At 69.8% G+C, this 6136-nt stretch carries 9 protein-coding genes; all 9 read right to left on the bottom strand.

All coding sequences use genetic code 11. The features are described from left to right. The coding region (locus A9X03_RS22115; RefSeq protein ID WP_156746633.1) for an AMP-binding protein at positions 1-457 on the bottom strand (457 nt) is incomplete at its 3' end. Between the two features lie 68 nt (positions 458-525). Further along, on the bottom strand, positions 526-828 hold the full coding sequence (locus A9X03_RS22110; protein ID WP_067275226.1) for a DUF3349 domain-containing protein: 303 nt from the start codon (positions 826-828) through the stop codon (positions 526-528). 56 nt (positions 829-884) lie between these two features. Further along, the gene (locus A9X03_RS22105; protein ID WP_067749160.1) at positions 885-1184 is read right to left on the bottom strand and encodes a hypothetical protein; all 300 of its coding nucleotides are present in this window, start codon (positions 1182-1184) and stop codon (positions 885-887) included. Continuing rightward, complete coding sequence (locus tag A9X03_RS22100; protein ID WP_068262997.1) at positions 1184-2425, bottom strand: inorganic phosphate transporter; 1242 nt, start codon at positions 2423-2425, stop codon at positions 1184-1186. Before A9X03_RS22100 ends, A9X03_RS22105 begins: the two co-directional genes overlap by 1 nt. A 97-nt stretch (positions 2426-2522) precedes the next feature. Continuing rightward, complete coding sequence (locus tag A9X03_RS22095) at positions 2523-2930, bottom strand: VOC family protein (protein ID WP_067749167.1); 408 nt, start codon at positions 2928-2930, stop codon at positions 2523-2525. 29 nt (positions 2931-2959) lie between these two features. Further along, positions 2960-3856: an SDR family oxidoreductase gene (locus A9X03_RS22090; protein WP_068262991.1), complete on the bottom strand. Its 897-nt coding sequence runs from the start codon at positions 3854-3856 to the stop codon at positions 2960-2962. A 102-nt stretch (positions 3857-3958) separates the two neighbouring features. Continuing rightward, complete coding sequence (locus A9X03_RS22085) at positions 3959-4861, bottom strand: 1,4-dihydroxy-2-naphthoyl-CoA synthase (protein WP_067749172.1); 903 nt, start codon at positions 4859-4861, stop codon at positions 3959-3961. After that, positions 4858-5322: a nitroreductase family deazaflavin-dependent oxidoreductase gene (locus A9X03_RS22080; RefSeq protein ID WP_067749175.1), complete on the bottom strand. Its 465-nt coding sequence runs from the start codon at positions 5320-5322 to the stop codon at positions 4858-4860. Before A9X03_RS22080 ends, A9X03_RS22085 begins: the two co-directional genes overlap by 4 nt. A gap of 11 nt (positions 5323-5333) precedes the next feature. Beyond that, positions 5334-6136: aldo/keto reductase (locus A9X03_RS22075; protein ID WP_068262989.1), on the bottom strand; the 803-nt coding region annotated here is incomplete at its 5' end.

Genomic DNA, 6136 nt, shown 5'->3' with positions numbered 1-6136 from the left:
GGACGGCGTCCAGTTCGGCGAGCGCGGCGGCGGCCGCCGGGTCGGTCAGCGCCTTGGCCAGCTGCGTGGCCACCAGCGAGGTGTATCGCCGGCCCGATCCCAATCGTCCTATCGCGCTGGGTAATTCGGCGACATCGAAGCCTGCGGAGACGTCCAGCTCGACGGGCGGCGAGCCGGCCAGCGCGCTGCGCACCAGCACCTGCAGCCCGGCGATGTGATGCGGCGGCAGCGCCAGCAGCCAGCGGCCCGGGCCGCCGAGGCGGTCATGGGTGGCCGTCGCGCTGGCCGTCAACGCGGTCGCGCTGAGCAGCGCCCCCTTGGGGGCGCCCGTGGTCCCCGACGTCGTCACCACCAGGGCGACGTCGTCGTCGATGGGTTCACCGACCCGCAGCCCGGCCGTCAGCTCCTCCGAGCCGGGCGCGAGCGCGACCAGAGCGGGGTCGCGCCCGTCCAGCACGCGTTCCAGGGCGGGTAACAGCGACGAGACGGCCGAGCCCGGCGGGACGGTGAGTGCGCGCAGTAGGGCTATGCGGGGTCCTCGACCTCGTCCGCGTCGTCGAACGGCCACCCCTGGGCCGCCAACCGCACCCGCACCCGCTCGACGTCGTCGGGCGAGGGCAGGTTGTCGGTGATCTGTGTGATCAGCACGCCGATGTCGACGTCGTCGAACTCACCCCGGCTGATCAGCTCGCAGGCGACGGCCTTGACCTCGTCGTTGGACAGCCGGCGGGCCAGCAGCGCGAGCACCGGGAAGGTGTCCGTCGGCGGGACGCCTTCCGGGTATCCCGCGCGCAGCCACGAGACGATCGAATTGAGAAATCCGTTCACGCTGGTACAGCTCCCCCCGGTGTCCGGCTCGGTGACGCGGTGGGCATCATTCGATGCTACTTGGGCTTGGCTCCGAGGAAGGCGACACCGGTGTGGTGGGCGATGAAGTCCCGGGAGATGTACGCCAGGGCGAAGGCGATCGCCACGATCACCACCGCATAGATCAGCCAGGCGAGCGCCAGCAGTGCCGGATTCTTCTGTGACGAGCCGCCCTCGGTGCCGGCCTGCCCGGCGCCCACCGCGTGGAACCGCAGCCCCAGGGCGAACAGCCCCGGCAAGGCGGCGCCGGCCAGCATCGAGAAGAGCAGGATCTTGAGGGAGGCCTGGTAGTTGAACCAATCGCCGAAGTGACTCATCAAACGTTCGCCTTCATCGTGGGGTCGTCGGAGTCGTACCGGCCGGTCGTGCCGCTGCCGTTCGTCGGGGGAACGCTCGATGGCGGCCGGTGCTCGGCGGAGTCCTCCAGCCCGGCGGTCAGGTCGCCCTTCCATTCGGCGTTGACGTTGTTGTGGTCGACCTTGACCTTGCGCGACCGGATGTAGATGGTGGCGGAGACCGCGACCAGCAGCGCGAAGCCGACGATGGCGCCGGGGTAGCCGCCGATCAGGTGCACGATCCAGTAGGTGACCGCACCGACCAACCCGGCCAGCGGCAGCGTCACCAGCCAGGCGACGCCCATGCGGCCGGCGACTCCCCAGCGGACCTCGCCGCCGGGCTTGCCGAGCCCGCTGCCCAGCACCGAGCCGGTGCACACCTGCGTGGTCGACAGCGCGTAGCCGAAGTGGGCCGACAGCAAAATCACCGCGGCCGAGGAGGACTCGGCCGCCATGCCCTGCGGCGACTGGATCTCGACCAGGCCCTTGCCCAGCGTGCGGATGATCCGCCAGCCGCCCAGGTAAGTGCCCAACGCCATCGACACCGCGCAACCGACGATGACCCACAGCGGCGGCATGGAGGCGTTCTTGCTGACCGAGCCGTAGGACATCAGCGCCAGGAAGATGATGCCCATCGTCTTCTGGGCGTCGTTGGTGCCGTGCGCCAGCGAGACCAGCGACGCCGACCCCCATTGGCCGTACCGGAAGCCGGCCTCGGTGCGCTTGGTGGGGATGCCGCGGGTGATCCGGTACACCAGCCAGGTCGCCACCGCCCCGACCACGATGGCCAGGATCGCGGAAACGACGGCGGGGATGATCGCCTTGGAGACCACGCCCTTCCAGATCACCCCGTGCGCGCCGACGGCCGCGATGGTGGCGCCGACGATGCCGCCGATCAGGGCGTGCGACGAGCTCGAAGGGATGCCGAGGAGCCAGGTCAGCAGGTTCCACACGATGCCGCCGACCAGGCCCGCGAAGACCAGCTCGAGCGTCACGATGTGCCCGTCGATCAAGCCCTTGGCAATCGTGGCGGCGACGGCGGTGGACATGAACGCGCCCACGAGATTGAGCACCGCGGACAGCGCGACGGCCGCCTTGGGCTTGAGCGCGCCGCTGGCGATCGAGGTCGCCATCGCGTTGCCGGTGTCGTGGAAGCCGTTCGTGAAATCGAAAGCCAGTGCCGTGATTACGACAATGATCAGAAGGAACAATTGGATGTTCACAGCGCCCGATTCTGGTGGTAGGGGGATTCCATTGTCGAATGCAGCAAGACCCGAATCGCGGATGTACCTAGACTCGTCGCCAGATGTTACCTCTCAGTTAACCGGACTTTCCCGCTCGTTCACCCCGGGTGTCGCGCCGTAACGGGTGGTCCGGCGGGATCTGGACGAAGATCAGCGTGATTCCGTCCGGGTCGGTCACGTGCATTTCGTATAGGCCCCATGGCTCTTGGCGCGCCTCGCGGGCGATCGCCACGCCCCGGCTCTGCAACTCGGCCTGGGTGGCCTCGATATCGCGCACCTGCAGCCACAGCGCGCCGGGGAAGGGGCCGCGGGAGTGGTCCGGTGATCCGTAGCCGGCGAGCTCCAGCAACGACTGGCCCGCGAAAAACACTGTGCCGCCGCCGTACTCGCGGGCTATTGCGAGCCCGATCTGGTCCCGGTAGAAGGCCAACGACTGCTGATAGTCCGCCGGCCGGAACAGCATCCGGCTGGCCAGGATCTCCATAGCGTCGTGTCTATCACGTCGCTGTGGGCTCAGTCGCCTTCCGCGCGATTCGGCTGGATCCGCTGCCGCTGCATGAGCGTGTTGACCAGCCGGGGGCCGAAGGTGTCCAGGGCCTTGGCCGCGATCGCCATCCGCGGCGCGATCCGCACCGGCCGGGTGCGGGCCGCGGTCAGCATCCATTCGGCGGCCTCCTCCGACGTGAGCGCCGGCATGCCCTCGTACGCCTTCGTCGGCGCGATCATCGGCGTGGCCACCAGCGGGTAGTACAGCGTCGTCGAATGCACACCCTTGGGGCCCCACTCCGTCTCCACGACGCGGCTCACCGCCGACAGCGCCGCCTTCGACGCGTTGTAGACCGCGAACAGCGGCGACGCCTCCGACAGCACTCCCCAGGTGGAGACGTTGATGACGTGACCGTCGCCCCGTTCGAGCATCCCGGGCGCCAGCCCGCGGATCAGCCGCAGCGGCGCGTAGTAGTTGAGCGTGATGGTCCGTTCGACGTCGTGCCAGCGCTCCAGCGATTCGGCCAGCGGCCGCCGGATCGAACGGCCGGCGTTGTTGATCAGGATGTCGACCCCGCCGAGGCGCTTTTCGACGTCGGCGATCAGCGCGTCGACGGCGTCCATGTCGGAAACGTCGCACGGCAACGCGACCGCGCTGCCGCCCGCCGCGGTGATCCGTTCCGCGAGCGCGTCGAGCAGGTCCTCACGCCGGGCGACGACGGCGACCGTCGCGCCCTCGCGGGCCAGCAGTTCGGCCGCGGCCTCGCCGATGCCCGACGACGCCCCGGTGAGCAGGATGCGCTTGCCGTCGAGGTCGACCGGCTTGATGGCGGGCCGGTTGACCAAGACCTGCGGGGCCATCGGCGGCCGCATGGTGGCCAGCACCAGCTGATCGGTGAAACGGCGAAGGGGACTCTTGCTCACGGGGGGAGTCTAGGGGCGGGCGCGCATTGGCCGAGCGTCACGCCAGCGTGGCGTTGGCCGTCGAGCGTCACGCCAGCGTGACCCTCCTAAATCGTGACCCTCCTAGAAGTAGCGGGGGAACCGGCTCCAGTCGGGCGGCCGCTTCTCCAGGAAGGCGTCGCGGCCCTCGACTGCCTCGTCGGTCATGTACGCGAGCCGGGTGGCCTCACCCGCGAACAGCTGCTGACCCACCAGCCCGTCGTCGAGCAGGTTGAAGGCGAACTTGAGCATCCGTTGCGCCTGAGGCGATTTGGCGTTGATCTCGGCCGCCCACTCGATGCCCGCCCGCTCCAGGTCGGCGTGGTCGATGACGGCGTTGACCGCGCCCATCTGGTGCATCTGCTCGGCGGTGTACGCGCGGCCGAGGAAGAAGATCTCGCGGGCGAACTTCTGGCCCACCTGGCGCGCCAGATACGCGCTGCCGTAGCCGCCGTCGAAGCTGCCGACGTCGGCGTCGGTCTGCTTGAACCGGGCGTGCTCGCGGCTGGCCAGGGTGAGGTCGCACACCACGTGCAGGCTGTGCCCGCCGCCGGCCGCCCACCCGTTGACCAGGCAGATGACCACCTTGGGCATGAACCGGATCAGCCGCTGCACCTCGAGGATGTGCAGCCGCCCGGCGCGGGCGGTGTCCACGGTGTCCGCCGTGTCGCCGCTTGCGTACTGGTAACCGCTGCGCCCGCGGATGCGCTGGTCGCCGCCGGAGCAGAACGCCCAGCCGCCGTCCTTGGGCGACGGGCCGTTACCGGTCAGCAGGACCACCCCGACGTCGGGGGACATCCGGGCGTGGTCGAGCACGCGGTAGAGCTCGTCGACGGTGTGCGGACGGAACGCGTTGCGCACCTCGGGCCGGTCGAACGCCACCCGGACCGTCGCGTCGGTGACGTGGCGGTGATAGGTGATGTCGATCAGCCCGTCGAACCCGTCCACGGGCCGCCAGGCCGTCGCGTCAAAGGGATTGTCGCTCATGGCGTTTCAATCGGCTCGAAGCGAAACACCGCGCAGCGGCCGGCCAGGGCCTCGAACTCCTCGGGGCGGCCCTCGGTGACCAGCCCCGCCCGCTTCATGAAGCCGACGCCCGTCGGCACCTCGGTCGGAAAGAGCCGCAGGATCGGACGCGCGTCCTCGGCCGGCAGCTCGGCCACCCGCACCTTCTGCACGTGCCGGCCGCGCGCGATCGTCGCCTCACCGGCGGCCCGCACGTTGGCGACCCAGTCGGCGCCCGGGAACCCGGCGACGACGTACTGCCGGCCGTCGACCGTCATCGGGGTCACCGGGGTCGAGCGCGGCGCTCCGGACTTGCGGCCCTTCACCGTCAGCACGACGGGGCTCTCGCCGCCGAAACTCATACCCAGCCGCGACATCTGGATGAAGACCTTGTTGGCCGGCTTCAGCCACCACGGCGGTTTGATCGATTTGCCGCTTCCCATACTCAGCGACGTTACCTCTGGACGGACTCCACACGATGGGGCTGGGGCTCGGTTGTGCCGATGGCGTCCAGCCTTTCCAGCGCCTCGGCATCCAGGGTGACGTCGCCGGCGCCGAGGTTTTCCTCGAGGTGCCCGACGGATCGCGTGCCCGGGATCAGCAACGTGTTCGGCGCGTGCGCCAGCAGCCACGCCAAGCCGACCTGGGCGCCGGTGACCCCGAGCCGGCCGGCGATCTCGGCCACCACCGGATGGTCGGCGACCTTCGGGAAACCGGGAAACGACGATCCCAGCGGGAAGTAGGGCACCCACGCGACACCCGCTGCGGCGCAGAGCTGCAACGTGTCCTCCTGCGAGCGGTCCAGCGCGCTGTAAGCGTTCTGTACGCAGACGATGCCCGCCGGCAGCGCGCGCCGCACCACGTCCACCGGCACGGCGCTGATGCCGATCGCGCCGATCTTGCCCTCGTCGCGCAGCGCGATCATCTCGGCGAGCTGGTCGTCGACGTCCACCTGCTGATCGCCCTCGGCGGCCACGCCGGGGCCGAGGTCCATGCGCCGCAGGTTGACCACCGGGACGCAGTCCAGGCCGAGCTGACGCAGGTCGTCCTCCACCGCGGCGCGCAGCTCGGCGGGCTTTTGCGCCGCCGCCAGCGGCATGGGCTGTTCGCCGGTGAAGCGCGCGCCGACCTTGCTGACGATGACGAGGTCGTCGGCGTAGGGGAACAGCGCCGCCCGGATCCGCCGGTTCACCTCGCCCGGGCCGTAGAACGACGCCGTGTCGACGTGGTTGACCCCGAGCTCGACCGCGCGGCGCA

Origin of the sequence: Mycobacterium sp. E1715 (assembly GCF_001667625.1) — a bacterium.
Classification (GTDB): domain Bacteria; phylum Actinomycetota; class Actinomycetes; order Mycobacteriales; family Mycobacteriaceae; genus Mycobacterium.
This window is presented reverse-complemented; position numbering and strand designations above follow the sequence as displayed.